This is a genomic window from Bradyrhizobium ivorense (assembly GCF_900696085.1).
GTDB classification, from domain to species: domain Bacteria; phylum Pseudomonadota; class Alphaproteobacteria; order Rhizobiales; family Xanthobacteraceae; genus Bradyrhizobium; species Bradyrhizobium ivorense.
On sequence record NZ_CAADFC020000009.1, the window covers coordinates 320471 to 343568 of the forward strand.

Sequence of the window (23098 nt, forward strand, 5' to 3'; positions counted from 1 at the left end):
GCCAGATGGTGAGCAGTAAAAAGCCCTTGAAATAGGGCTTGGTGCTTGGTTGCGGGGGGAAGATAAACGGTCTGGGCGCAGCTTCGACTGCCGTCTAATGATAACGAAATCAATGGCGAGACAGGGCCTCGTTTGGACCGCGATGGACTTTCGCTCCAATACGCGAGTTGAAGACGCGACCGACAAGCTGTCGTCCTTTTCCTTCGCTGTCGCATCCAATCGTACGATGAGTCATAGCATTCATTCCATTCTGGCCTCGCCTGAGCATGATGCTCGGAATGATCAACGCTTCCGGCATTTGCCCGATAGGTAACAGAACAAGAGCGTATGCCGCGGCTATGGCGACGTTGCAGAGCTCGCCGGCGAAGCATTGATTGAGGGGCAACGGATGCTGGTCGCCGGAAACATGGATACGATGAGGTGACCGCGTTCGCCACCATGGCCGCCATCATTGATCGCGAGCCACCGGCCTCTGCTGTCTTCTTGATCGGCATCGACTGTGAAGCCATCATTGCCCGCGTGGTCGGCGACGCCGCGGCGCTCGCCAACGAAAGCCTCACGGCACCTCTTAATGTCAAAACGATCGAGGACGAGCCCGGCCTCCGATGACCAACTCGCCGTGCAAGTTATCCGCGGAAAGGCCTGGCGCGGCCGCTTTGGCCGTTGCGCGCGCCCTTGCATTACTGCACGCAAGGCAGGATCATGCGGCGGAGCTCGTCCGCCGAGCCGAGTTGGAGGCAACGGCAAATGATCCGCGCAGCCATTTACGCCCGCTTCTCGTCCGATCGTCAGAACGATAGATCCGTCGACGATCAGATCGCTTCCTGCCGCGAGCTCTGTGCACGCGAAGGCTTTACGGTCGTGCTGACCTTCTGCGATCGCGAGATCTCCGGTGCCTCGACCGTCAATCGTCCCGGCTTCCAGAACTTGATGCGAGCAGCAGAGGCCCTCCACTTCGATGTCATCGTCGCCGAGGACGTTGATCGCATTTCGCGCGACCAGGGCGATTGGCATACCGCACGCAAGCGGCTCGACTTCCTCGGCATCGCAATCCACACGGCGAGCGGCAAGGTGGGTAAGCTCGATGGCGCGCTGCGCGCGCTCATGGGCGAGATGTTTCTCGAGAACCTGGTCGTCCACACCCGCCGCGGCCTCGAGAGCGTGATCCGCGACGGCCGCCACGCTGGGGGCCGCGCCTACGGCTATCGGGCGATCGCAGGCAAACCAGGCGAGCTCGAGATCGACCAGGCTGAAGCCGAGATCGTGCGGAGGATCTTCTGCGAGTTTGTCGAGGGCAAGACGCCGCGCGAGATCGCCGCGGGCCTCAATGCCGACGGTGTCAAACCGCCCCGCGGTAAGAATTGGAACGCGTCGACGATCAACGGCAATGCCGCACGCGGCCATGGTATGCTGATCAACGAGCTTTATGCGGGCCGTATCGTCTGGAACAAGGTCCGCATGATCAAGGATCCCGCGACCGGAAGGCGCGTGCCTCGCCCGAACCGCAAAGACCAATATCGCAGCGTCGACGCGCCGCACTTGGCGATCGTTGACGACGCGACGTTCAAGGCCGCACAGGTGATCAAGGCTGGCCGCAGTCACCAGGGCGCCTCGCACTCGCGCAAGGCTGTCCGGCCCTTGTCAGGCCTACTGCGCTGTGGATCCTGCGGCGCTGGCATGTCGGCGATCGGCGCACAGAGGAAAGGGAAGCCTCATCGCATGCAGTGCTCGGCATTCCGCGAGAGCGGCATATGCAGCAACGGCCGCAAGGTTTCGCGCCCGGCTATCGAGACCCTCGTGTTTGAAGGCTTGCGCGAGGAGCTCGCCAATCCTGAGGCAATCGCCGAATATGTCCGCACCTACAACGCCGAGCGCCGGCGCTTGGCCAAGCAGAGTGGCGATCGCGAGAAGCATCTGCAGCGCCGCAACGGTGAACTCGACCGCGAGATCGATCGCCTTATCACGAACATTGCGAAGGGCGCGGATTTCGACACGTACAACCCGAAGGTCAATGACCTCGCGGCAGAACGGAAGCGCGTCAAGGCCGAGCTCGCACAGATTGCGGCTACTTCCGAGATTGTCACCGTGCACCCGGCGGCGATCGAGCGCTACCTCGCCGATATCGGGCGCCTGGCTGAGGTCGCCGCAGAGGCCGCGGAACTCGACGAGCCCGGGCTCGTCGCAACGCTGCGCCAGCTGGTCCAAGCCGTCGTGGTTCATGCGCCGCCGGGGACCGACGAACTAGCGATCGAGATCAAGGCATCCTTGTCGGAATTGACGTTGCCCGGACCGTTGCTGAAACGTTCGAACGGGAGGGTGACCGTTGGTAGCGGGGGAGGGACTCGAACCCCCGACCCCAGGATTATGATTCCCGTGCTCTAACCAGCTGAGCTACCCCGCCACGGCATCGCGGCCGGCGGCAGATGGCCGCGGGCGCGAACGCGCGGGATATAATGAGGTGCGGATGCGCCTGTCAAGCAAACCCGGCCCTGCCGGCAACTTATTGGCGGCAGGGGCTATTTCGGCCGGATCGACTGGTCGCCGCCGGGACTGCCGGGCGGCGGGATCACCGGCGTGGTGCCACCCTCCGGGGTCGGCGCCCGCATCTCGGGATCGACGCCGGCCGGCGGGCACAGCACGCCGTCGGATTTGGCGAGCTTGTCGCCGAGCGACTGGCCGCTCTGGCCGGTGGTGGTTCCATCCGGCGCCTTGGTGCCGGGCTGCGGGGGCTGCTGCATCGGCGCGCAGTTCGCGGCGCGCGTCGGCGATGGCGGCGCGGTCTGTGCCGGCGGCGTCGCGGGCGTCGGCGGCGCCTGGGCTACGGCCAAAACCGGCAGCGTCATCAGGGCGCAGGACAGCGCGAGTGTGCGAGTGATCTGCATGGCAAACCAACGACGCTGATGCGCCGATGTTCCCGCGCATCACCGCGAGAGCTTCACGTCTTGCGGAAGCGGATCAGCGAGAAGTGCCCCATCGGCGGCATCGGCCGCCGTTCCGCGAGACTGACGCCGCCATGCCGCGCCGCCCAATCGGTCAGCCGCGCCCACGGAAATTCCGGGCGCCAGCCGAGCCGCCGCGCCAGCGGCGCGAAGGCGAGCTCGAAGGCGCGGCGCGGTCCGCTCTCGGCGCCGATGTGGTTGACCAGGATCAATTCGCCGCCGGGCTTCAGCACCCGGACAAAATCGTCCAGCGTCGCCTCGGGATCCGGCACCGCGGTGATGACATATTGCGCGACCACGGCATCGAAGAACGCGTCGGGGAAGGCGAGGTTCTTGGCGTCCATCACCGCCAGCGTCTCGACATTGGAGAGACCCAGCGCACGGACGCGCTGCTGCGCGCGCCGCAGCATCGGCTCGGAAATATCGACGCCGCAAAGCTTCGTGGTGCGCGCATATTCCGACAGCGACAGCCCGGTGCCGACGCCGACATCAAGCACGCGGCCGCCGATCCGGTCGGCCTCCGCGATCGTGGACTGCCGGCCCTGATCGAACACCTTGCCGAATACCAGATCGTAAACCGGCGCCCAGCGGCCATACGCCTTTTCGACCCCTTCGCGGTCGATGTCCCCAGCCATCCCCTGCCCCGACGCCTCTTTTTTCTAGCCGCGAACCGCTTCCAGCGCATCGCGTGGCGCAGCCCGCGCGACGCGGCTTGCGCTCGCGCTCCTGATAAAACCGCCGCCGAGCACGCGCGCCTGTCCTGACGGCGCGTCGTAGAACACGCAGGCCTGGCCTGGCGACACGCCCTCTTCGCCGACGACGAGCTCGACCTCGTAGCCGCCGTCGGCGGCGCGCAGCCAAGCCGGCTGCGGCGCGCGGGTCGAGCGCACCCGAACATAGATCTCGATGCCGTCGCCGATCACGCGATCGAGCGCACCATCGCCGATCCAGTTGACGTCGCGCAGCGCGATGCGGTCCATCCGCAGCGCCTCGCGCGGCCCGACCACGACGCGGCGCGTCGCCGCATCGAGCTTGACCACATAGAGCGGGCTACCCGCGGCGATGCCGAGGCCCTTGCGCTGGCCGACGGTGAAATGAACGATGCCCTGGTGCTGGCCGATCACGTGGCCGTCGAGATCGACGATCTCGCCCGGCGCGATCGCGCTGGGCTTCAGCCGGCCGATGATGTCGGTGTAGCGGCCGGTCGGCACGAAGCAGATGTCCTGGCTGTCCTGCTTGTCGGCAACCTCGAGGCCGAAGCGCCGCGCCAGCTCGCGGGTCTGCGGCTTGGTCATGTCGCCGAGCGGGAAGCGCAGGAAATCGAGCTGCTCGCGCGTGGTCGCGAACAGGAAATAGCTCTGGTCGCGGTCGGCATCCGCCGCGCAGACCAGCGAGCGCGATCCGTCGCCGAGCCGCCGCGAGGCGACATAGTGGCCGGTGGCAAGCGCCTGCGCGCCCAGCTCGCGAGCGGTCGCCAGCAGATCGCGGAACTTGACCGAACGGTTGCACTCGATGCACGGCACCGGCGTTTCGCCGAGCGCGTAGCTATCGGCGAAATTGTCGATCACCGATTCCTTGAAGCGGCTCTCATAGTCGAGCACGTAATGCGGAACGCCGATCCGCTCGGCGACGTTGCGCGCGTCGTGGATGTCGCGGCCGGCGCAGCAGGCGCCCTTGCGATGGGTCGCGGCGCCATGGTCGTAGAGCTGCAGCGTGATCCCGACCACGTCATAGCCCTGCGACTTCAACAGCGCAGCCGTCACCGACGAGTCGACGCCGCCGGACATGGCGACGACGATCCGTGTATCCTCAGGGCGGCCTTCGAGATCCAGACTGTTGAGCATCCTAGCGGTCATCGATCAGTGTCGCGGCGAGCTTGCGGCCTCCCGCGACGAAATTTGAAAAAGCCTTTGTCCAGAGAGCCCTGGAACACGTCCAAGAACACGTCCAAGGCCGGATCGGCCGGTTCGGGACGCGCTGCGGGCTCTCTTTAATATAGGGCCGATTCGAGCGAGGCAATCAGGCGGAAGCGACGAGGTGCCGCGCGCGGACGGCAAATCTTGCCGCCGGGCAAAAACGAGACCGCCGGGAACCCACTCGGGAACCGCATTCCGTCGCGGCAAGCGACTGAAATTACTAGACAATATTTGACCTTGGGGATTGGCCCGGTCCTTGCTGACCTTGAGGCCGGAAGTCTCATTGCGAGGTTGGTTGTGGTCACGTCGGAAGCATTGGCAAGCCTGTCCCTTCAGAGCGCCCCACAGCGCTCGTCCCGGCCGGACCCGAGCGAGCGGCCCGGGAACGACAGCTTTGCCGCGTTGGTCGACAGCAATGCCGCGCCCCGGAGCGACAATCGCCCATACGACACGCCACCGCCGCCGCGCCGCTCCGACGATTCCGCGCCGCCAACCACCGACACGCGCGCGCGCGACACCGCGCTCGCCCCCGATCGAACCTCGCGCGATCCCGCCAGCGCGCCTGACGACAGCAAGGTCGCAGCCGACGGCGATGCGCCGCGCAAGACCAAATCGAAATCCGACGAGTCGAAGTCGGATGATTCGAAGCCGGCCGGCGATAGCAAAGCCACCGACGATCAGTCGGCCGCTGCGCCAGCCGCCGCGCAGCCGGACACGTCCAGAACGATCACGGCGACTGCCCCCGCCGTGCCGCTTCCCGTCGCCGCCACACCGACCGATCCTGCGGTGACCGCTGTTTCCTCCGACAAGCCCGCCGCGCCGCTGGCGATCGCCGCTGCGGCGATTGCTGCCAGCGCGGCCGTCGCCGGCACCGGCGCCCCGGCCGGCGCCGACACCGCAATGGCAGCGACCACTACCGCGAATGCCGCCAACGTCGCCAAGGCGGCGGGCGTCAAGACCACGGCGCAGGTCGTGACCAGTGCCGACGCTGCGACGGCCGAGCCCGCTGCTCAGGGAACAGTTCAGACGACCACTCAAGGCACCGCGGCAGCGACTGCGACCGGCGATGCAATGCTCGCCGCGACGGTCGCAACTGGAATTCATCCCGGCAAGGTGACGGCGCAGGCTACATCGCAAGCAGCAGCGAAGGGCAGCACCGTCGCAACGCCTGCCGATCCGGACGCCGCGACGCCATCCGGCAACGCCGCCGCGACGGCGCCAACAACGATCGTTCCCGCCGCTGCCCAGCCCGCGGCGGTAGCCGTCAAGCCGAAGACGGCAGACGGCGCCGCCGATGCGATCAAGCCCGACGCCGGCGGCAACGCAGCGGCTCCCGCGCCCGCGACGCCCGCGGGCGGCCACGCGGCCGCGCAGGCTCAGCTCACGACGCCCGATCCCAGCGCGCAGGCAGCCAACACCATCCAGCCGCAACTGCCGACCAACCAGGCAACGCCTGCCGCGACCGCGCAGCTGACCGTAACCAACGCGGCACAGGCCGCGACCGTGCCGCTCAGCGGGCTTGCGGTGCAGATCGCAGCCTCCGCCAAGAGCGGCAAGAGCCGCTTCGAGATCCGGCTCGATCCCGCTGAGCTCGGCCGCATCGATGTCCGCATCGACGTCGACCGCAACGGCCAGGTGACCTCGCATCTCACCGTCGAGCGTCCGGAAACGCTGCAGATGCTGCGCCAGGACGCCAACCAGCTGCAGCGCGCGCTCGACAATGCCGGCCTCTCGACCGGCAACAGCGGCCTGCAGTTCAGCCTGCGCGACCAGTCGCAGTCGGGCCAGAACAACAACGGCCAGCAACCCAATCCGAATGCCCACCGCCTGATCGTCAGCGAGGAAGAGAACGTCCCCGCTGCCGTGGCGGGCCGCTCCTACGGACGCGCAACCGGCGCCATCGGCGGCGTCGACATCAGAGTGTGAGGAGTTTGCCATGTCAGTCGATGCAACCATGCCGACGCCGGTCGTCTCCGCACCGGCCCCCAGCAACGGATCGAGCTCCAGCAGCAGCAACAGCTCGTCGACCTCGACGCAGGGCATTGCCGACAATTTCCAGACCTTCCTGACGCTGCTGACGACGCAGCTGCAGAACCAGAACCCGCTGGATCCGCTCGACACCAACCAGTTCACCCAGCAGCTCGTGCAGTTCGCCGGCGTCGAGCAGCAGCTGAAGTCGAACGAGCAGCTGAAGTCGCTGATCGAGATCGAGAAGAGCGCGCAGTCGACCCAGGCGCTGGTCTATGTCGGCAACACGGTGGCGGTCGACGGCAGCAAGGCGCAGTTCGACAAGTCGGCGACCTGGAATTTGAACGCGCCGGCGAACACCAGCGCGACCATCAGCATCACCAACGCGTCCGGCCAGCTCGCCTATTCCGGCAATTTCACCATGAGCCAGGGTAATTCCAGCTTCGTCTGGGACGGCAAGGGCAATGACGGCGCGCAGTGGCCGCCGGGCACCTACACGCTGACCGCGACGGGTAAGGACTCCAAGGGCAACGACATCGCGATCTCGACCGAGGTGCAGGGCGTGGTCGATTCGGTCGACCTCACCGCCTCGCCGCCGCTGCTCTCGATCGGCGGCCAGACCTACACCACCGACAAGATCAAGCGCGTGGTGCGCCCGTCGACCAGCAGCTGATTGCCGCGGTACCGTCATCCTGAGGTGCGAGCTCTTGCGAGCCTCGAAGGATCGACGGCCACCAGCCGGGCCGATTCATCCTTCGAGGCTCGCCTTGCGGTGCAAATGCACCGCAAGGCGAGCCCTCAAGATGACGGTGTTGGTGCCGATCGGTTTCACGCTTCAAACAACTTGTTCGGTGTCATCACCCGCGCAGGCGGGTGATCCAGTATTCCAGAGACGGTGGTGATTGAGCCGATGGGCCGCGGCGTACTGGATCGCCCGGTCGAGCCGGGCGATGACGGTTGTGGGTGGGGACGCAGCTTCGCATTCTCGCGACATGATTTGTCCGAGCTTTGCTTTTCGTTCCGCCCTCTCACTTGCAGAGGGCGCAGGGAAAGCCGGGTGCCGATTGCACCCATGGGCCCGGTGCAACAAAAAAGCACCGGGGTAGGACCACAGGTGTAACCGGAAACAACCCGGCTTTCCCTGCGCGATGGGTTACGGCTTATACGTGCTCTCCCCGGCGAGACTGGGCTTTTTTGTCACCGCTTTCGCAAAAACGCTTTCGCGTTTTGCGAGAGGACACCTGCCACTAGGGCGTCAGGCCTGCACGACTTCGCCGTCCGCCTCGCATGCTGTCGTCACGGACATGCGAAACGTCCACCGCATCTCACCGCGACGCTATGACGATGGCCAGCGCCCCTCGATCGGGTGAGACGGGTAAACCCTACACTGAGTTGCCCTTCCGAAAAAGCGAAATATTTTTGCGCGGAGGGATTGACGGGGCGAGCAACTCACTTTTAGAGCGAAGCCTTCTCGTCATTCCGGGGCGCGCAACGATATCCGTCCTACGCCTCACCGCTTTGCTGGCGGGCCGCTCTTGTTGCCGGGCAATCCCTTGATGTTCGACGGGTCCTGCTGTCGCACATGCATGTTCTGCGAATTGGATCCCACCGTGCCCTTCGCCGGTCCACTCTTACTGCCGGGCGCACCGCTAATTCCGGTTCCGGAATTTTGTGCACTCGGGGACGTTGCGGCGTCCGCGGAGCCGGCGGCGTTATCGGGGCGGCCAGGCGGCTTGGCACTGGCCCCCGGCCTTTCCTGGTTGCCGACATAGCCTGACTCGCCGGAGTTCCGGGTCTTGACGCCCTTGTCGGCGTCATTCTGCAGATTTTGGCCGTGCGCCGGTTGCAGCATGGCCACTGGGCCGATCGCGGTAACGCCGGCGATCAGGAGGGCGATGGTACTGGTCCGCATAAGCTTCCTCCTCAGTCTGCCTCAACGGACTCAACACATCGGCCGGAAATCGTTTCCTCCCCAATCGAGAAATCCGAGGATCACGGCGCGCGCCGGCGATGCCGCGTTCCTGTTCCCTTCATCCGTCTTGCCGGATCAGCCGGAACGAAACGCCCGCGTTTCAGGCGATCAGAAAATCGTGTGCCGAAACCGCCGGATGCGTGGTGGTGCCGAGCGTTGCGAACTGAACCGCGGCGGCGCCGTCGCTGCCATCGGCATCGTAGGACAGGGCGCCGCTGTTGGGGTCGTAGATGAAGCGCGTGGCGGCGGTCTCCGCGGCGGTGGACAAAGCGAATGCCGCATCTTCCAGCGCCCCGGGTGCGACCCCGGCAAAAATCGCATGATCCAGCACAATCCTGTCGGTGCCTGAGGTGAAGTCGGTGATCGTGTCGACGTTGTTGCCGCCGGCGATCGACGTCGTGAACACGAACAGGTCGGCGCCGGCACCGCCGGTCAGGGTGTCGGTACCGGCCAGACCGTTGAGAAAATCATCACCGCCGTTGCCGACCTCGACATTGCTGCCGTCATTGCCGATGCCGGTGTGGCCAACCGAACCCACGAAGGTAAGATTTTCGACATTGGGCGCCAGCACATAGGCCGACAGCGACGTCATCACCTGATCGGTGCCCTCGCCTGCGACCTCGTAGACGCTGTCGAGATTGGATTGAACGAGGTAGGTGTCGTCACCCGTACCGCCCTGAAAGGTGTTGGCGATGCTGGCATCGATGAAGGTGTCGTTGCCGTCGCCGCCGATCAGATAGTCGGTGCCGGCGCCGCCGGTCAGGACATTGTCGAGGCTGTTGCCGATGCCGACAAAGTCGTTGCTGCCGGCATGGGTCAGGTTCTCGACGTTTGGATCGAGATGCCAGATCGCGAGGGCGGTGGTCACCGTGTCGACGCCCTCGCCCGCGTTCTCGATCACTATGTCGCCGGCATTATCGACGATGTAGCTGTCGTTGCCGGCGCCGCCGATCAGCGTGTCGGCGCCAAGACCGCCATCGAGCGTGTCGTTGCCGCTGTTGCCGGTGATGACGTTGGCAAGCTCGTTGCCGATCCCGGTGTGATTGCCCGCGCCGATGAAGATCAGGTTCTCGACATTGGCCGAGAGGTGATAGGACGCCAGGAACGTCTGCACCTCATCGGTGCCCTCATTGGCGAACTCGAACACGGTTTCGGCGTTGGATTGGACGGCGTAGATATCGTCACCGGTGCCGCCCTGCAGGGTGTTGAGGCCGCTGCCATCGATCAGCGTATCGTTGCCGCCGAGGCCGATCAGATAGTCGTCGCCGAAGCCGCCGTGCAGGACGTTGTTGTCATCGTTGCCGATGCCGGTAAACGCCGAACCGCCGGTATGCGTCACGTTCTCGACATTGGCGCCGAGATGATAGGTCCCGAGCGCGGTGGTGATCGTGTCGATGCCGGCATTGGCCTGCTCCAGCACCACATCGCCGGCATTGTTGATGGTGTAGCTGTCGTTGCCGGCGCCGCCGTCGAACAAATCGGCACCGGCCGTTCCCGTGTAGGTGCCGTCGACCGCAGGCGTAACATTGACGAACACGACCATGTTGCCGGTATCGACACCGTCGGTGAACGTGAAGTTCAGGGTCACCACTTCAACGGATGCATCACTAGTGACCGGGGCGAGATATGTCAGGTGCTGCATGTCGTCTTCAAACAGATTCTGCGCACCCACGCCGACCGCCGCGCTGTCGAGCATGACCGTGCCGGCCTGGTGGCCGGCCGACGGCTGAACCGCGATGAGCTGGAAGACGGCGGTCGTGCTCGCCGGATCGACCGGAAGCGTCAGATTCAGGGGCGCGTTATTCGGATCCGAGATCGGAGCGGCCATCGCACCGGATTCGACCGATACGTTGGTCTCGGGCAGAACGACGGGAAAAAGAGCGGTGCCGCTGTCGAAAAAGGTAAAGCTGAGCACATCGCTGCTATCCGGATCGACGCGCATTCCCACACAAACCTGAAATAATTTACTCGAACTTAACCAAAGCCAGTATGCGAATTCCTTTATTGGGACAAGCCGAGCGCGGCGGCATCTCGGCGTTAAGGTTTATGCCGGTGGCCGGGTAGTTGCCGGCTCCGGGGCGGCCGTCGCAGACCGCCCCGATTTTCCGAGCACTATTTCGCCGCGCCCGCGGCATCGAGGATCAGCTTTGCGATCGCGCCGGGCTGCGAGATCAGCCCGAGATGGCTCGCCTTCACCTCGATCGTGGTGGCGCCCATCCGCTTGGCCATGAAGCGCTCGAGATCCGGATTGATGGTGCGGTCCTCGGTCGAGACCGCATAAAAGCTCGGCTTGCTGCGCCAGGCGGCGTGGGTGGTCTTGCCGGTCAACAGCGCCTTGTGGAACGGCTGCTGCACGGCATAGAGCACCTTTGCCTTGGCTTCCGGGATGTCGCCGGCGAAGTCGCGCAAAAAGGCTTCTTCGGTCAGCCGGCCTTCGTCGCCATCGAACACGATGCCGGCGCTCGCCGGCGGCGTCGGGTAAGTCTTCGCCAGCGCGGTGTAGTCCTCGCCCGCATCGGGCGCGCGCGCGGCGACATAGGCCAGCGCCGAGACATTCGGATGCACGCCGGCCTCGGTGACGATCATGCCGGAGAAGGAATGGCCGACCAGCACCGTCGGGCCGTCCTGGCGATCGAGCACGCGCTGCGCCGAGGCGACCGCGTCGGGCAGCGTGGTCAGCGGGTTCTGCACCGACGTCACGTTGAGGCCGGCGGCCTGCAGCAGCGGAATGACCTCGGTCCAGCACGAGCCGTCGGCAAACAGGCCGTGCACCAGCACGACGTTGCGTGCCTTCACCGGCGGCGTGGTGGCGGCCATGCTGCGTGTGGAGATCAGCGAGGCCGCCGCGCCGGCAAGCAGGGCGGAGGCAAAGGTGCGTCTGTTCATCATCATGACATTTACTCCATCGTTTCTTTGGCGGGGGTGAGTGACTACAGAAGGGCGTCCACCTGCGGTGAACGTACGATCTCTCCTTCGCGCGCGAAGGCCTCGTGGTTACGCTCGATGCTGTCGTGATCATAAAGATAATTGACCATGATGCCGAAGGATTCCTGCATCGCACGATCGGCGGTGTTGCCGAGCCAGTTGATGCGCTCCAGCCGCGCGCCGTTGCCGAGATGGAAGCGCGCCACGGGATCGATGCGATTGCCTGACGCCGGCGAGCGCGTCAGATACTGCGCGCAGCGCTTCATCAGGAACGGGCGCAGCCGCTCGCTGGTCGACGCATCGCGCCACCAGCTATCGCGATCAAGCTCGCGCAGCATCGCGGCGTCCTCTGCCGCCGCAGGCTGCTGGCCGAGCCAGCGCCGAAAGCCCGGGATCGGCGACAGCGTCGAGAAGCGCTTCAATTGCGGAAACTCGGCCTGCAATTCCTCGACCACCTGCTTGATCAGGAAATTGCCGAACGACACGCCGCGCAGCCCGTCCTGGCAGTTCGAGATCGAATAGAAGATCGCGGTGTCGGCGTGTGCCGCCCTGCTCCGCGCGGCCTCTGCATCGGTGTCCTGCACCAGGAGCGGCGGCACGGCGGTGGCGAGCCCTTCGACCAGCGCGACCTCGACAAAGATCAGGGGCTCGCCGGGCAGCGCGGGATGGAAGAAGGCAAAGCAGCGACGGTCGGGCGCGAGGCGGCGTCGCAGATCGTCCCAGCCCTTGATCGCATGCACCGCCTCATAGGCGATCAGCTTCTCGAGCACCGCGGCCGGCGAGTCCCAGTCGATGCGGCGCAGCTCGAGAAAGCCGCGATTGAACCAGGATGCGAACAGATGCTTGAGATCGGCATCGAGCAGTTTCAGCTCGGGTTCGGTGGCAAAACGCTTCGCGATCTCGCTGCGCATCGCGATCAGCGAGGCGGTGCCGCCCGGCGCCATGTTCATCCGGCGCAGCACCTCCTGCCGCGGCGGATCAGCGGCCTGCGCCAGCGCCGCGGCGGTTGCCGCCGTGCTGTCGGCGAGGTAGCGCTGCGCCGCATCGCGCAGCGCCGCCGCGTCGGGTTGGAAGTGGGCCGCCAGATAGCGTTGAAAGCCGTGGCGGCTGTCGGCGTCGAGCCGGCGCATGGTCTGCTGCAATTCGCGCGCGATCAGCGCACCGGAGGCTTCGCCGCGCTCCGACAGCAGCGCCGCGGCAAGCTGCCTGGCGCTATCGAGCGAGGCTGGTGTTGCGTTTGATGTTTGCTCTGCATGGGTCATGACAACCTCCATCATTTCCGGAATTTGGCGGGCGGCGTGTAGAGGCCGCCGGACGCGGTGACGAGATCGTCAATGCTCTTGGCGGCGAGCCAGTCGCGGGTCGCGGTCGCGGCGTCGATGCCGAGATCGGAGGGCCGCATCACGATGCCGCGGCGGCGCAGCGCCTCGGTCATGTCCGTGTTCTGCCGCTTGCCGAACTCGGTGTCGCCGGCCACCGCGCGCAGCGCGGCCTCGCGCTCCTCCAGCGAGCGGCAACGCAGCAGGTTGCAGACGCCGTGCTCGGTGATGACGTGGGTGACGTCGTCGCCATGGATCATCACCGGCGGCAGCGCGAAGCCGGCCGCGGCGGCGAGATCGAACGCGTCGAGACGCTCGACAAAGCTCGGCGCGCCGTTCGGCTGACGGGTCTGCACCATCTGCACCACGAGCTTGCGGCCGCGCAGGCGCTCGCCGGCTTCCTCGCCGGCGCGCAGCCAGGCCGGACTGTCGTGACGCCGGCCGTGCGGGTCGGCCCCCATGTTCGGCGCGCCGCCAAAACCGGTGATGCGGCCCTTGGTGGCGGTGGAGCTGTTGCCCTGCGGGTCGATCTGCAGCGTGCCGCCGATGAAGAGATCGCAGGCATATTGGCCGGCGACCTGGGCCAGCGCGCGGTTGGAGCGCAGATTGCCGTCGGCGCCGACCGGAAACACGCTTGGGCGGCTCGCGACATAGCGCTCCATGCCGAGCTCAGAGCCGAAGCAATAGACATTGTCGACGAAGCCGGCCTCGATCGCGGGGATCAGCGTCGGATGCGGATTGAGCACGAAGTTGCGCGCGACCTTGCCCTTCAGCCCGCGCTGGGCGGCGAAGGTCGGCAGGATCAATTCGATCGCGGCGGTGGCGTAGCCGATGCCGTGGTTGAGGCGGGTCACCTGATAGGGTTCGTAGACCGCGGCGACCGCCATCATCGCCATCAGGACGTTCTCGTCCCTGATCTTGGCGGGATCGCGCGTGAACAGCGGATCGATCGCATATGGTTTTGGACCGGGCACCACGACATCGACCCAGCCGGCGGGGATGTCGACGCGCGGCAGGTGGTCGACCACCTCGTTGACTTGCGCCACCACCACGCCGCCGCGGAACGCCGCGGCTTCGGCGATGGTCGGCGTGTCCTCGGTGTTGGGACCGGTATAGAGATTGCCGTCGCGGTCGGCCTTGTCGGCCACGATCAGCGCGACCTGCGGCGTGAGGTCGACCAGCATCCGCGCGTACAGCTCGAGATAGGTGTGGATCGCGCCGACCTTGAGCGCCTTGGCGGCGACCAGTTCGGCGAGCCGGCGGCTCTGCGGACCGGCAAAGGAGAAGTCGAGCCGGTTGGCGATGCCGCGCTCGAACACGGCGAGATGATCCGGCAGCGCCAGCACCGACTGCACCATGTGCAGATCGTGAACCCGCGCCGGATCGACCTTTGCCAGGCACGCCGCCAAAAAGTCGGCCTGCTTCTGGTTGTCGCCTTCGAGCGCGACGCGGTCGCCGGGGGCGATCACAGCTTCGAGCAGTTCGGTGGCGCGGTTGGGCGGGCAGACTTTCGTGCTCGCGCCGAGGACGGCTTTCGCGCGCGCCAGGCGCGCTGCGCGATCGGTGGGGTGTGTGGTCTCCGACATGATGAGCCTCGTTTCGCTTCGTGATCTGACGCGAAGGTAGGAGGCTGGCATTGATAAGAGAAACGATATTCTATAATATGATTGATTATGAAATTGGATCAATCCGATGCTCGAGCTTGAACTCCTGCGGGCCTTCGTCGCGGTGGCGGATTGCGGCGGCTTTCATCGCGCGGCCGAGCAGCTGAATTTGACCCAGTCGACGATCAGCCAGCAGATCAAGCGGCTCGAGCTCGAAACCAAACGGCCGCTGTTCCGCCGCACCACGCGCAGCGTCGCGTTGACCGACGAGGGCGAGATGCTGCTCGGCGACGCGCGCCGCCTGCTGCAGCTCGAGGAGGCGGCGCGGCAGCGGCTGATGGCGCCGCGGCTGTCGGGATCGGTGCGGCTCGGCGTGGTCGAGGAAGTCGCCGGCGGTTCGCTGCCCTCGGCGCTCGGCCGCTTCTCGGCGCTGCATCGCGGCGTCAAGCTCGAGGTGCAGATCGGGGTCAGCGCCGAGCTGATCGAGCAGCTCGACGCCGGACGGCTCGACCTCGTATTCGCGAAGCGGCCGCTCGGCACCTCGAAGGGAAAGCTGGTGTGGCGGGAGCCAATGGTGTGGGCGGCGGCCGAGACCTTTGATTTCGTGCGCGGCGCGCCGCTGCCGCTGGCGCTGTATCGCGAACGCTCGGTGTCGCGCGATGCGGCATTGGCGGCGCTGCGCGACGGCGAGCTCACTTGGGAGATCGTCTACACCAGTCCGAGCCTGACCGGCGTCCGCGCCGCCGCGGTCGCGGGCCTTGCTATCACGCCGCTGCCGCTGAGCGCGGTCACCGCGGGGCTGCGCGTGCTCGGCGCGGGCGACGGCCTGCCGCCGCTGCCGGATCTCGAATTCGCAATCTACGAAAAGCGCCGGCCGGACAAGGCCGCGGAAGCGCTGGCGACTGCACTGCTCGCGCTGGCGCGCGGCCCGCTGCGGCCGACGATTTGAGTGCGTGGGGTGCGCAGGATTGCAGGACCGACGTCTTCACCAATCATCTCGTCTGGGGCTCACCCCTCTCCCCAACCCTCCCCCGCAAGGGGGGAGGGAGCCTGACCAGCGTGCTCACCTTACTGCCGATTGTTGCTCATTCATTTCCGAGATTCATCAGGGGCACTGGTGAGGCAGGCACCGGCGGAAGGGTTCCCTCCCCCCTTGCGGGGGAGGGTTAGGGAGAGGGGTACCGCTTGCTCCGCTGCCTGACGAAGGCCGCGCGCGACGCGCTCCGCGGCTGCTCACGCCTCTCAAAGGAGCTTGTTCCCGGCCATTCCAACGAGAATCGTATTGAACCCTTGGGCTTAGCCAAATTTTAAGCCGGCAGGCGTAGGTTCGACGCTGTGAGTTCAGTGGTCGAGAGTTTGTGAGTACGCCATGACAGAACCCCATCGCCCGAGGGTGAAGTACGTCATCGGGCCTGACGGCAGCCCGTTGACGATTGCAGATTTGCCGGCGCCCGGCACCAAGCGCTGGGTGATCCGGCGCAAGGCCGAAGTGGTAGCCGCGGTCCGCGGCGGCCTGCTTTCCCTCGAGGAAGCCTGCAGCCGCTACACGCTGACCGTCGACGAATTCCTTTCCTGGCAGTTCTCGATCGACCAGCACGGTCTGGCCGGGCTGCGCACCACACGGATCCAGCAGTATCGGCAATAAATCTCGCCCCAAAGGCGGCATTTGAACAAAACCGGCTTCGTTTCGCGAAGCCGGCTTTTTTCATGTCCGCATTTTGCCGCGGTCCTTAATGGTCGTTAACCAGATGGAAACCATACCCTAGGCAATATTTGCCCAGTCGGACCCGCTCTTCCCTTGGGGCCGAATCCCTGGGGGCGGTGCGTGCAAGGTCTGGTTGCTTTCCTGAGAGATCTTGGTGCGGCCCGCCTTGCGGCCATGGTGGCGGTCACCGCCGCCCTGATCGGCTTCTTCGCCTTCGTCATCATGCGCGTCACCACGCCGCAGATGACGACGCTGTTCACCGACCTGTCGACCGAGGATTCCTCTGGAATCATCAAGGAGCTGGAGCGCCAAGCGATCCCGTTCGAGCTGCGCAATGACGGCGCCGCGATCATGGTGCCGAAGGACAAGGTGACGCGGCTGCGCATGAAGCTCGCCGAGGGCGGCATGCCCAAAGGCGGCGGCGTCGGCTACGAGATCTTCGACAAATCGGACGCGCTGGGCACCACGAGCTTCGTCCAGAACATCAATCATCTGCGCGCGCTGGAGGGCGAGCTCGCCCGCACCATCCGCGCCATCGACCGCGTCCAGGCCGCGCGCGTCCATCTGGTGCTGCCGGAGAAGCCGCTGTTCTCGCGCGAGACGCCGGAGCCGTCGGCCTCGATCGTGCTCCGGGTGCGCGGCGCGCTGGAGGCGCAGCAGATCCGCGCCATCCGCCATGTCGTCGCCTCCGCCGTCAACGGGCTGAAGCCGCAGCGGGTCTCGATCGTCGACGAGGCCGGGCAGTTGCTCGCCGACGGCGCGCAATCCGATGCCGACGCCGCGGTCGGCGACGAGCGCCGCGCCGCCTTCGAGAAGCGGATGCGCAAGCAGGTCGAGGACATCGTCTCCTCGGTGGTCGGCGCCGGCCGCGCCCGCGCCCAGCTCTCCGCCGACTTCGACTACAACAAGATCACCCAGACCTCGGACAAGTTCGATCCCGAAGGGCGGGTGCTGCGCTCGACCCAGACCCGCGAGGAATCGAGCCTCACCGCCGACAATAGCGGCCAGGTCACGGTCAACAACGAGCTGCCGGGCAACCAGAACCAGGACAACGCCGCACGCGCCCGCGACCAGAGCAAGAAGAGCGAGGAAACCAACAATTACGAGATTTCCCGCACCACCAAGACCGAGGTGACCGAGGCCGGCCGCGTCAACCGCATCTCGGTCGCGGTGCTGGTCGACGGCGCCTATGCCAAGAACGAAAAAGGCGAGATGGTCTACCAGGACCGCAGCAAGGAGCAGCTCGACCGCATCGCCGCTTTGGTTCGTTCCGCGATCGGCTTCGACCAGAAGCGCGGCGACCAGGTCGAGGTGGTCAATCTGCGCTTCGCCGAGCCGCCGGCGAGCCAGCCGATCGCCGAGCCGACCGGCCTGCTCGGAATGCTGCAATTCACCAAGGATGACGTGATGTACGTCATCGAGCTCGGCGTCATGATGATGCTCGGCCTCGTCGTGCTGTTCATGGTGATCCGCCCGCTGGTCAAGCGCATCGTCGCCGCCGACGTGATTCCCGCTCTGACCGGCGCCGCCGCGGTCCCTGTCCTCGCCGAGGCGCGCGCCGAAGCCGCCACCGGCCAGGCCCTGATCCCGAGCGGCAGCGGCGCGGCGCAGCTGATCGACGTCGCCCAGATCCAGGGCCAGGTCCATGCCCAGGCCGTGCACCGGGTCGGCGAGCTCGCCGACCGCAATCCGAACGAGACCGTCTCGATCATCCGTCAATGGCTGAGCGAGCCTCAAGAGAGCTGACATGGCCGGCGTACCGCAGACCACCAATGCCAACGACATCACTAGCGTCCTGTCGACGCTGGCGAGCCGGCAGAACGGCCGCCCCAAGGCCAAGCCGATGGCCGGCCCGAAGCGCGCGGCGATTTTGATGCTGGCGCTCGGCGAGCAGTATGGCGGCAAGATCTGGTCGATGCTCGACGACGACGAGGTGCGCGAGCTGTCGGTCCACATGTCCACCCTCGGCACCGTCGAGGCCGAGGTGGTCGAGGATTTGATGCTCGAATTCGTCTCGCGGATGTCGGCCTCCGGCGCGCTGATGGGCAATTTCGACGCCACCGAGCGGCTGCTGCAGCAGTACCTGCCGGCCGAGCGCGTCTCCGGCATCATGGACGAGATCCGCGGCCCTGCGGGGCGCAACATGTGGGAGAAACTCTCCAACGTGCAGGAAGAGGTGCTCGCCAACTATCTGAAGAACGAGTACCCGCAAACCATCGCCGTGGTGCTGTCGAAACTGAAGCCGGAGCACGCCGCGCGGGTGCTGGCGATCCTGCCCGAGGACATCGCGCTCGACGTCGTCGGCCGCATGCTGCGGATGGAAGCGGTGCAGAAGGAAGTGATCGAGCGCGTCGAGCAGACGTTGCGCACCGAATTCATGTCGAACCTGTCGCAGACCCGCCGCCGCGACGCCCATGAGGTGATGGCGGAAATCTTCAACAATTTCGACCGCCAGACCGAGACCCGCTTCATCACCTCACTCGAAGAAGAGAACCGCGAATCCGCCGAGCGCATCAAGGCGCTGATGTTCACCTTCGACGATCTGATCAAACTCGACGCCGCCTCGGCGCAGACTTTGATGCGCAATATCGACAAGGACAAGCTCGGCGTCGCGCTGAAGAGCGCCAACGAGGAGGTGCGCAGCTTCTTCCTCGGCAACATGTCCTCGCGCGCCGGCAAGATGCTGATGGACGACATGGCCGCGATGGGCCCGGTGCGGCTGCGCGACGTCGACGAGGCGCAGGCGCTGCTGGTCAACCTCGCCAAGGACATGGCCGCCCGCGGCGAAATCACGCTGACCAAGAACCGCGCCGACGACGAGCTGGTGTACTGATGGCCGCGCCCGCGAAATTCATGTTCGACACCGACTTCTCGGCACCCGACCGTGCCCGCGAGCGCGCGGCGACGCCGGTCGAGATCGCGCAGAAGATCGCCGATGCCGAGGCGCGGGCCTATCGCGCCGGCTACGATGCCGCGCTGCGCGAGGCCAAGGTCGAGAGCGACCGCCGCTCCGCGCAGGCGCTGGAGGAGATCGGAACGTCGATCCGGGGCATTGCGGCGCGCTTTGCCGGCATCGAGATGCGGATGGAGACCGAGGCGGTCGACGTCGCGGTCGCGGTCGCCCGCAAGCTCTGCACCGAGCTGGTGGCGCGCGAGCCGCTCGGCGAGATCATGGCGCTGGTCAGCGACTGCTTCTCCCATCTGGTGGCGACGCCGCATCTCGTGGTGCGCATCAACGATGCGCTGTACGACGCGGCGCGCGACAGCATCGAGCGGATGGCGGCGCAGAACGGCTTCCAGGGCCGGCTGGTGATCCTGGCCGAACCGACGATTGCAACCGGCGACTGCCGGATCGAATGGGCCGACGGCGGCGTGGTGCTGGAGCGCGCCGCCATCGAGGCGAAGATCAACGAACTGGTCGGGCGCTATCTGGCGTCCCGCGGTCAGGCTGGCTGACGGCGATTGAGGGCTGAACCATGAGCGACACCGACACCCACGTCCCGCTTCCCGATCTCAACGCGGCCGATGCGCCTACGATCGACGACATCGGCTACAACGAGGACGAAAATGCCTCGCGCATCGCCGCCGATCTCGAGGCCGTGTTCGACGTGCCGGTGCAGGTCTCGGCGGTGCTCGGCCGCTCCAAAATGGACGTCGGCGATCTCTTGAAGCTCGGGCCCGGCACCGTGCTGGAGCTCGACCGCCGCGTCGGCGAGGCGATCGACATCTATGTCAACAACCGCCTGGTGGCGCGTGGCGAAGTGGTGCTGGTGGAAGACAAGCTCGGCGTGACCATGACCGAAATCATCAAGGCGGAACGCTCTTAACAATTTGCGGCAGCGCGCACGACCGGCGCGGCGAGACGAACAGGAGATTTTTCATGCGGCTTCTCATCGTAGGCACCCTGAAGGGCCAGCTCACGACCGCCACCAAGATCGCGATGGAGAACGGCGCCACCGTCACCCACGCCGAGACCTCGGACCAGGCGATGAACGTGGTGCGCGGCGGCAAGGGCGCCGATCTCTTGCTGGTCGATGTCGGGCTCGACATCCGCGATCTCGTGATGCGGCTCGAGGCCGAGCACATCCACGTGCCGATCGTCGCCTGCGGCATCTCCAACGACGCCCGCGCCGCGGTCGCCGCGATCCACGCCGGCGCCAAGGAATACATCCCGCTGCCGCCCGATCCCGAGCTGATCGCAGCCGTGCTCGCCGCGGTCGCCAACGACGCCCGCGACCTGATCTGGCGCGACGAGGCGATGGGCCGGGTGATCAAGCTCGCGCAGCAGATCGCAGGCTCGGATGCGTCGGTGATGATCACCGGCGACTCCGGCACCGGCAAGGAGGTGCTGGCGCGCTACGTCCATTCCCGCTCGGCCCGCGCCAAGCGGCCGTTCATCTCGATCAACTGCGCGGCGATCCCGGAGCACCTGCTGGAATCCGAGCTGTTCGGCCATGAGAAGGGCGCCTTCACCGGCGCCGTCGCGCGCCGCATCGGCAAGTTCGAGGAGGCGACCGGCGGCACCCTGCTGCTCGACGAAATCTCCGAGATGGATGTCCGTTTGCAATCGAAGCTGCTGCGCGCGATCCAGGAGCGGGTGATCGACCGCGTCGGCGGCACGAGGCCCGTGCCGGTCGACATCCGGATCGTCGCGACCTCGAACCGCAATCTGTCGGAAGCGGTGCGCGCCGGCACCTTCCGCGAGGACCTGCTGTTTCGCCTCAACGTTGTCAACCTGAAGATCCCGCCGCTGCGCGATCGCCCGGCCGATATCCTCGAACTGGCGCAGCACTTCGCCAAGAAATATGCCGAGGCCAACGGCCTGCCGGTGCGGCCGCTCTCGGCGGAGGCGCGCCGCGTGCTGACCGCGAACCGCTGGCAGGGCAACGTCCGCGAGCTCGAAAACACCATCCACCGCTCGGTGCTGATGGCGCAGGGCGACGAGATCGGCCCCGACGCGATCATCACCCCGGACGGCGACCGGCTCGACCTTGCCAAGACCGCGCCCGCGGTCGCCCATGCCACGCTGGCCGCCGAGCAGGTCACCCGCGCGCTGGTCGGCCGCACCGTCGCCGACGTCGAGCGTGACCTGATCCTGGAGACGCTGAAGCATTGCCTCGGCAACCGCACCCACGCCGCCAACATTTTGGGCATCTCGATCCGCACCCTGCGCAACAAGCTGAACGAATATGCCGACGGCGGCATCCCGATCACCCCGGCCGGCAATGGCGGAGGCGACTACCAGCGCATCGCAACCGCTGGTTGAGTAACGCAAAACAGCGAGGCAGGCCCATGCGGCCGCCTCGCCTCACGAATAGTTCGGCGCGTCGGGCTTGCGGAAGATGTGGATCGGATCGCCGGGTGTGATATCGTGGCCGGTGAACATCATATACGCATAGAGCGCGAGATAGCCGACGGCGACCGCGCCGACGAGATAGAACAGCCAGGTTCCCACGCGCTTCATCGAACCGTCACGCCTCCGAAACATCGGAGGCTTCTAATCCGTCCGCCGGCAAAGCGCCACCGGCAACATGCCGCGCCTGCCGCCGCAGGCCCGCGGTGACGCCGCCGTTTCATCCCTTGAATCTTGGAACCAGTTGCCGTACTCAATCTCCCATTGTTTTAGACTTTCAAACAACTGGAGAGCGATATGGCTGTTTACGCGCAGACCAGCGGCATCCTGACCACCAATTCCGGGTCGTTCGTGGCGATACCAGGCCTTTCGATCACGATCCCGGAGGGCGTCGGCATCACCTCTATTATCATCCTGAACGTTCCGTTCCCCTACGCCCAGGGCAACGATACCCCAGGCGGCAGCTTCGGTATCACCGTCAACGGCGTGATGTCCGGGGTCGTCGCGGGCTTCACCTATAACGAGCCGACCCCGCAATCCTTCGGCCGCGTCCCGACCACATTGGTGGTCGGCATCCCGCTCGGCAACAAACCGCAGGTCATCCAGGCGGTCTGGTCCGGCGTCCGCGGCAGCACCGTCACCATCGATACGCCGGCGACCCTGACCGCGATCATGAGCTAACGCCTGGCGTCGTCAGGCCAACACGCACGCGCTGCACGGCGGCGGCTGCCCCAATCAAGGGCGGCACCGCCGCTGCAAGCAACGTTCAGCCCACCGGTCCCGGGACCCAATAGTCTCCTGCAAGCGGGCTAACTTTCACGTCGTTAATGACTCCGAGGTCCAGGCTCGGATCGAAATAGCGCATCGTTCGCTCGTTGAGGTCAATGATACGGCCGGGCCTTAACGGCCCCACGTCATTTATCTTGACGATGACCTTCTTGCCGACGGCCTCGACGAGGGCATATTTCGGCCGTGCGCCAAATTGCACCCCACCAAATTTCCGGCGCAAACTCGTTTTGATGGCAGCCGCCCAGACAGAGGGATCATAGCGTTCGCCGGAGGCTGTGCTCGGACCGCCCTCCTCCTTGCCGGGCTTGAACGGGTTGTACGTGGAAGCCGCGCCAACGATGGCATCCCCGGAGGCGGCATTGACGACGGCGCTTGAGTGAACTCCACGCTCTTCACTTCGAGCAACGGTAACAAAAACGGCAAGCGCGGCCAGGGCGCCGCAAACCGCGGCGCTCGAGCGGAACAACATCATATCTCCTGTGATTTTCTCGATCGTCCGGTTCCCGAAATCGCAAACATGGTCGAGTGAACGCGGAAGCGTTCATGACCTCGCGCCAATCCTTTGCGGATTCGAGCCGACCCCCGGCTTAGGGAACCGTCGTGTGAAC

22 protein-coding genes, 1 tRNA gene and 1 pseudogene are annotated in these 23098 nt (G+C 65.7%); 12 read left to right on the plus strand and 12 right to left on the minus strand.

The window, feature by feature from the left end:
* Positions 1-747: 747 nt before the first annotated feature.
* Positions 748-1755: pseudogene (locus CI41S_RS13895) on the plus strand (recombinase family protein); the annotation flags it as partial.
* On the opposite strand, the gene CI41S_RS44325 reads toward CI41S_RS13895, so the two are convergent.
* The 5 genes from CI41S_RS44325 to mnmA all read right to left on the minus strand — a co-directional run bounded on the left by CI41S_RS44325 (position 1648) and on the right by mnmA (position 4783).
* Positions 1648-2220, minus strand: a complete 573-nt coding sequence (locus CI41S_RS44325) for a hypothetical protein (protein ID WP_244622234.1) — start codon at positions 2218-2220, stop codon at positions 1648-1650. The pseudogene CI41S_RS13895 and the gene CI41S_RS44325 sit on opposite strands and share 108 nt — an antisense overlap.
* Before the next feature lie 104 nt (positions 2221-2324).
* Positions 2325-2401, minus strand: a tRNA-Met gene (locus CI41S_RS13900).
* 115 nt (positions 2402-2516) lie between these two features.
* Complete coding sequence (locus CI41S_RS13905) at positions 2517-2882, minus strand: hypothetical protein (protein ID WP_139482255.1); 366 nt, start codon at positions 2880-2882, stop codon at positions 2517-2519.
* Positions 2883-2935: 53 nt separating this feature from the next.
* A complete protein-coding gene (locus CI41S_RS13910; RefSeq protein ID WP_139482256.1) occupies positions 2936-3574 on the minus strand; it encodes a class I SAM-dependent methyltransferase in 639 nt (212 codons plus the stop codon).
* A gap of 24 nt (positions 3575-3598) precedes the next feature.
* The gene (gene mnmA / locus CI41S_RS13915) at positions 3599-4783 is read right to left on the minus strand and encodes a tRNA 2-thiouridine(34) synthase MnmA (protein WP_139859673.1); all 1185 of its coding nucleotides are present in this window, start codon (positions 4781-4783) and stop codon (positions 3599-3601) included.
* A gap of 369 nt (positions 4784-5152) precedes the next feature.
* Between mnmA and CI41S_RS13920 the strand changes: the two genes are divergently transcribed.
* Together CI41S_RS13920 and CI41S_RS13925 are read left to right on the plus strand one after the other, a co-directional pair.
* Complete coding sequence (locus CI41S_RS13920) at positions 5153-6781, plus strand: flagellar hook-length control protein FliK (RefSeq protein WP_139859675.1); 1629 nt, start codon at positions 5153-5155, stop codon at positions 6779-6781.
* Positions 6782-6791: 10 nt separating this feature from the next.
* Positions 6792-7496, plus strand: a complete 705-nt coding sequence (locus CI41S_RS13925; protein WP_139859677.1) for a flagellar hook assembly protein FlgD — start codon at positions 6792-6794, stop codon at positions 7494-7496.
* Positions 7497-8333: 837 nt separating this feature from the next.
* Here CI41S_RS13925 and CI41S_RS13930 read toward each other — a convergent pair.
* Both CI41S_RS13930 and CI41S_RS13935 read right to left on the minus strand, forming a co-directional pair.
* Positions 8334-8735 carry a hypothetical protein gene (locus CI41S_RS13930; RefSeq protein ID WP_139859679.1) on the minus strand — a complete coding sequence of 134 codons (402 nt, stop codon included), beginning with the start codon at positions 8733-8735 and terminating at the stop codon, positions 8334-8336.
* Positions 8736-8895: 160 nt separating this feature from the next.
* A complete protein-coding gene (locus CI41S_RS13935; RefSeq protein WP_139859681.1) occupies positions 8896-10437 on the minus strand; it encodes a calcium-binding protein in 1542 nt (513 codons plus the stop codon).
* On the opposite strand from CI41S_RS13935, the gene CI41S_RS13940 reads away from it, so the two are divergent.
* Positions 10429-10758 (plus strand): hypothetical protein, encoded by a 330-nt coding sequence (locus CI41S_RS13940; RefSeq protein WP_139859683.1) that lies wholly within the window; start codon positions 10429-10431, stop codon positions 10756-10758. The two genes, CI41S_RS13935 and CI41S_RS13940, sit on opposite strands and share 9 nt — an antisense overlap.
* Positions 10759-10907: 149 nt before the next feature.
* On the opposite strand, the gene CI41S_RS13945 is transcribed toward CI41S_RS13940, so the two are convergent.
* Genes CI41S_RS13945 through mdcA form a run of 3 tightly spaced genes read right to left on the minus strand, consistent with a single transcriptional unit; the run spans position 10908 to position 14625 of the window.
* A complete protein-coding gene (locus CI41S_RS13945; protein WP_139859685.1) occupies positions 10908-11687 on the minus strand; it encodes an alpha/beta fold hydrolase in 780 nt (259 codons plus the stop codon).
* Positions 11688-11725: 38 nt separating this feature from the next.
* Positions 11726-12982, minus strand: a complete 1257-nt coding sequence (locus CI41S_RS13950) for a malonyl-CoA decarboxylase (RefSeq protein WP_244626506.1) — start codon at positions 12980-12982, stop codon at positions 11726-11728.
* A gap of 11 nt (positions 12983-12993) precedes the next feature.
* The gene (mdcA, locus tag CI41S_RS13955) at positions 12994-14625 is read right to left on the minus strand and encodes a malonate decarboxylase subunit alpha (RefSeq protein ID WP_172628028.1); all 1632 of its coding nucleotides are present in this window, start codon (positions 14623-14625) and stop codon (positions 12994-12996) included.
* 106 nt (positions 14626-14731) lie between these two features.
* On the opposite strand from mdcA, the gene CI41S_RS13960 reads away from it, so the two are divergent.
* The 7 genes from CI41S_RS13960 to flbD all read left to right on the plus strand — a co-directional run bounded on the left by CI41S_RS13960 (position 14732) and on the right by flbD (position 21614).
* Positions 14732-15592 carry a LysR substrate-binding domain-containing protein gene (locus CI41S_RS13960; RefSeq protein ID WP_139482265.1) on the plus strand — a complete coding sequence of 287 codons (861 nt, stop codon included), beginning with the start codon at positions 14732-14734 and terminating at the stop codon, positions 15590-15592.
* 420 nt (positions 15593-16012) lie between these two features.
* Entirely contained in the window at positions 16013-16288 is a 276-nt protein-coding gene (gene sciP / locus CI41S_RS13965) for a CtrA inhibitor SciP (protein WP_002714638.1), read from the plus strand.
* A gap of 180 nt (positions 16289-16468) precedes the next feature.
* Positions 16469-18094 (plus strand): flagellar basal-body MS-ring/collar protein FliF, encoded by a 1626-nt coding sequence (gene fliF, locus CI41S_RS13970; RefSeq protein WP_139859693.1) that lies wholly within the window; start codon positions 16469-16471, stop codon positions 18092-18094.
* A 1-nt stretch (position 18095) separates the two neighbouring features.
* Entirely contained in the window at positions 18096-19181 is a 1086-nt protein-coding gene (gene fliG / locus CI41S_RS13975) for a flagellar motor switch protein FliG (RefSeq protein WP_139486294.1), read from the plus strand.
* Positions 19181-19804, plus strand: coding sequence for a FliH/SctL family protein (locus CI41S_RS13980; RefSeq protein ID WP_139859695.1), 624 nt, complete (start codon positions 19181-19183; stop codon positions 19802-19804). The genes fliG and CI41S_RS13980 overlap by 1 nt, the downstream gene beginning before the upstream one ends.
* Before the next feature lie 20 nt (positions 19805-19824).
* Complete coding sequence (fliN, locus tag CI41S_RS13985) at positions 19825-20175, plus strand: flagellar motor switch protein FliN (RefSeq protein WP_139486296.1); 351 nt, start codon at positions 19825-19827, stop codon at positions 20173-20175.
* Between the two features lie 53 nt (positions 20176-20228).
* A complete protein-coding gene (gene flbD, locus CI41S_RS13990; protein WP_139859697.1) occupies positions 20229-21614 on the plus strand; it encodes a sigma-54-dependent transcriptional regulator FlbD in 1386 nt (461 codons plus the stop codon).
* Between the two features lie 42 nt (positions 21615-21656).
* Here flbD and CI41S_RS43460 read toward each other — a convergent pair whose 3' ends face one another.
* A complete protein-coding gene (locus tag CI41S_RS43460; RefSeq protein ID WP_172628029.1) occupies positions 21657-21812 on the minus strand; it encodes a hypothetical protein in 156 nt (51 codons plus the stop codon).
* A 186-nt stretch (positions 21813-21998) separates the two neighbouring features.
* Between CI41S_RS43460 and CI41S_RS13995 the strand changes: the two genes are divergently transcribed.
* Entirely contained in the window at positions 21999-22382 is a 384-nt protein-coding gene (locus CI41S_RS13995) for a hypothetical protein (RefSeq protein WP_139486298.1), read from the plus strand.
* A gap of 85 nt (positions 22383-22467) precedes the next feature.
* Here CI41S_RS13995 and CI41S_RS14000 read toward each other — a convergent pair whose 3' ends face one another.
* On the minus strand, positions 22468-22962 hold the full coding sequence (locus tag CI41S_RS14000; RefSeq protein WP_172628030.1) for a septal ring lytic transglycosylase RlpA family protein: 495 nt from the start codon (positions 22960-22962) through the stop codon (positions 22468-22470).
* Positions 22963-23098 lie beyond the last annotated feature (136 nt).

What these genes read in the sequence shown, in the direction of transcription:
- CI41S_RS44325 (WP_244622234.1), bottom strand. Translation starts at nt 2,220, where the DNA reads ATGAACCACGACGGCTTGGACCAGCTGGCGCAGCGTTGCGACGAGCCC.
- CI41S_RS13905 (WP_139482255.1), bottom strand. Translation starts at nt 2,882, where the DNA reads ATGCAGATCACTCGCACACTCGCGCTGTCCTGCGCCCTGATGACGCTG.
- CI41S_RS13910 (WP_139482256.1), bottom strand. Translation starts at nt 3,574, where the DNA reads ATGGCTGGGGACATCGACCGCGAAGGGGTCGAAAAGGCGTATGGCCGC.
- mnmA (WP_139859673.1), bottom strand. Translation starts at nt 4,783, where the DNA reads ATGCTCAACAGTCTGGATCTCGAAGGCCGCCCTGAGGATACACGGATC.
- CI41S_RS13925 (WP_139859677.1), top strand. Translation starts at nt 6,792, where the DNA reads ATGTCAGTCGATGCAACCATGCCGACGCCGGTCGTCTCCGCACCGGCC.
- CI41S_RS13930 (WP_139859679.1), bottom strand. Translation starts at nt 8,735, where the DNA reads ATGCGGACCAGTACCATCGCCCTCCTGATCGCCGGCGTTACCGCGATC.
- CI41S_RS13935 (WP_139859681.1), bottom strand. Translation starts at nt 10,437, where the DNA reads ATGCAGCACCTGACATATCTCGCCCCGGTCACTAGTGATGCATCCGTT.
- CI41S_RS13945 (WP_139859685.1), bottom strand. Translation starts at nt 11,687, where the DNA reads ATGATGATGAACAGACGCACCTTTGCCTCCGCCCTGCTTGCCGGCGCG.
- CI41S_RS13950 (WP_244626506.1), bottom strand. Translation starts at nt 12,982, where the DNA reads ATGACCCATGCAGAGCAAACATCAAACGCAACACCAGCCTCGCTCGAT.
- mdcA (WP_172628028.1), bottom strand. Translation starts at nt 14,625, where the DNA reads ATGTCGGAGACCACACACCCCACCGATCGCGCAGCGCGCCTGGCGCGC.
- CI41S_RS13960 (WP_139482265.1), top strand. Translation starts at nt 14,732, where the DNA reads ATGCTCGAGCTTGAACTCCTGCGGGCCTTCGTCGCGGTGGCGGATTGC.
- sciP (WP_002714638.1), top strand. Translation starts at nt 16,013, where the DNA reads ATGACAGAACCCCATCGCCCGAGGGTGAAGTACGTCATCGGGCCTGAC.
- fliG (WP_139486294.1), top strand. Translation starts at nt 18,096, where the DNA reads ATGGCCGGCGTACCGCAGACCACCAATGCCAACGACATCACTAGCGTC.
- CI41S_RS13980 (WP_139859695.1), top strand. Translation starts at nt 19,181, where the DNA reads ATGGCCGCGCCCGCGAAATTCATGTTCGACACCGACTTCTCGGCACCC.
- fliN (WP_139486296.1), top strand. Translation starts at nt 19,825, where the DNA reads ATGAGCGACACCGACACCCACGTCCCGCTTCCCGATCTCAACGCGGCC.
- flbD (WP_139859697.1), top strand. Translation starts at nt 20,229, where the DNA reads ATGCGGCTTCTCATCGTAGGCACCCTGAAGGGCCAGCTCACGACCGCC.
- CI41S_RS43460 (WP_172628029.1), bottom strand. Translation starts at nt 21,812, where the DNA reads ATGAAGCGCGTGGGAACCTGGCTGTTCTATCTCGTCGGCGCGGTCGCC.
- CI41S_RS13995 (WP_139486298.1), top strand. Translation starts at nt 21,999, where the DNA reads ATGGCTGTTTACGCGCAGACCAGCGGCATCCTGACCACCAATTCCGGG.
- CI41S_RS14000 (WP_172628030.1), bottom strand. Translation starts at nt 22,962, where the DNA reads ATGATGTTGTTCCGCTCGAGCGCCGCGGTTTGCGGCGCCCTGGCCGCG.